2 protein-coding genes are annotated in these 2,003 nt (G+C 68.2%); both read left to right on the top strand.

From position 1 onward, the window contains the following. The first annotated feature begins 278 nt into the window (after nucleotides 1-278). Nucleotides 279-1,529 (top strand): PPE family protein, encoded by a 1,251-nt coding sequence (locus ABDW21_RS06040; RefSeq protein ID WP_343710189.1) that lies wholly within the window; start codon nucleotides 279-281, stop codon nucleotides 1,527-1,529. A gap of 73 nt (nucleotides 1,530-1,602) precedes the next feature. Further along, nucleotides 1,603-2,003, top strand: a 401-nt coding sequence (locus ABDW21_RS06045; protein ID WP_343710190.1) for a PPE domain-containing protein, incomplete at its 3' end; no start/stop codon positions are given.

Genomic DNA, 2,003 nt, shown 5'->3' on the forward strand with positions numbered 1-2,003 from the left:
GGTTAGAGCCGCGGACTCATAATCCGTTGGTCGCGGGTTCGAGCCCCGCCCGCCCCACGTCAGAGGCTATTTTCGCGACCGCTGGTGCTCTCCAGTCCCACCTAGCGAGCCGTAACTCAGGCTTCATCGAGGTAACTCGACGAAAACTCACAACCTTCCTCTTCCCTTCACGTGCAGTTCAGCTTCTTGTTGGTGTCGGGTCAATTGGCGAACACAGGCTTGCCCCGCACCGCGCCGCTCGGTCGGGCGCTGCGGTCTGCTGAAGAAAGGGGAGGCGAATGCCGGGTTTCGAGGTTTTGCCACCGGAGATCACCTCGTCCAGGATGTATTCGGGTCCGGGGGCGGGGCCGATGACGGCAGCCGCGTCGGCCTGGGATGCGCTTGCGGCGGAGCTGAACACGTTCGCGCAGGGCTACTCGTCGGTCATTGGGGCCCTGGAGGGCCAGGCGTGGACGGGTCCCGCCGCGACGGCGATGGCAGCGGCAGCTGCACCGTATGCGCAGTGGGCCGCGTCAACAGCGGTCCAAGCCGAGCAGGCGGCCAGCCAAGCTCGCGGGTCGTTAGCCGCCTTCGAGACCGCATTCGCGGCAGTTGTGCCGCCGGCGGTGGTCGCGGCTAACCGGACCCTGCTGGCCCACCTGATCGCGACCAACCTCTTGGGTCAGAACACGACACAGATCGCGGCGACCGAGACCCAGTACGAGCAGATGTGGGCCCAGGACGTGCAGGCGATGTATGGATATGCCACGGCGTCGTCGTCGGCGACGAAGCTGTCGCCGTTCACCCCGCCGCCGCAGACCACCAACGCCGCCGGAGCCGCCGCTGCCCCCGCTGCGGCCGCGTCGGCGACCGCCTCCGCGGGTGCTACCCATGTACAGACCCTGTCACAGCTGCTTTCAACTGTGCCACAACAGCTCTCGGCAGCAGCAGCACCGGCGGCGGCAAGTTCGAGCACGTCCACGCTGTTCGGCATACAGGTGCCGACGTCGCTCCTCACGAGCCTGGGCAACTTCAACACCATTGACGGGCCGGTATCTTTCGGCGCGGCGCTGACTCGTACCGCCGCCAACTCCGCCTCCGCCGGCATGATCGCGTTCAGGCTTTTCGCCGACGCCGCAATCTATTCACCGCTGATGGGGTTGGCCAGCGCGACGTCGCCGGTCACGTTGGGAGCGCTGCCGTCGGCAGCGCTGGCCGCGTCGACGGCGGGAAGCGTTCACAATGCGGTGCTTGCCAGTGCCGGCATGGCTGCTCCGGTGGGGCCGTTGTCGGTTCCTCCCGCGTGGGCCAGTGCGACTCCGGTGGCTGCGGCGAGCGAACAATCGCAGTGGCTGTCGGAGGCGGAGGCGTTGTGGGCGTCCGATCCGGCGGAGAACATGGCCAGTGCGCAGCCGGCGGCGGGTGTGGGACCGATGGCAGGCATGGCGGGCGCGGCCGCGGCCGGCATGCTGGCACGTCCCGTCGTCAACAACATCTTGCGGGTCGCGCCCCGCCGCTTCAAGATGCCCCGCCCTAACTCCGGTGGATAGCTATCACCCCTCTGCCGCACCCCGCGGGAAGCGGCACGGCCGATCTTGTCCAAGACGAGGAGTTTGAATAACCGTGATACAGGATTTTGCGGCGCTGCCGCCCGAGGTCAATTCGGCTCGAATGTATGCCGGTCCGGGTTCGGGGCCGATGATGGCGGCCGCCACAGCGTGGGATGCGCTCGCCGGCCAGCTGGACGTGTTCGCCACCGGCTACTCCTCGGAGCTGACGAATCTGCAAGGCCGGCACTGGGCGGGGCCCGCCGCGCATGCCATGGCCGCCGCAGCTGCACCGTATATCGCGTGGGCGAACACGACGGCCGCGCAAGCCGAGCAGGCGGCCGGCCAGGCTCGCGCGGCGGCGGCCGCCTATGAGGCGGCGTTCGCCGCGACGGTGCCCCCCTCCGTGGTCGAAGCCAACCGGGCGTTGCTGACGGCGCTGGTGGCGACCAATTTCTTCGGGCAGAACACGCCGGC

This window comes from Mycobacterium sp. (genome assembly GCF_039583805.1).
In the GTDB taxonomy this organism is placed as follows: Bacteria; Actinomycetota; Actinomycetes; order Mycobacteriales; family Mycobacteriaceae; genus Mycobacterium.

Bases quoted from the DNA above. Each gene is read 5' to 3' on its own strand.
- ABDW21_RS06040 (WP_343710189.1), top strand. From the start codon at position 279: ATGCCGGGTTTCGAGGTTTTGCCACCGGAGATCACCTCGTCCAGGATG.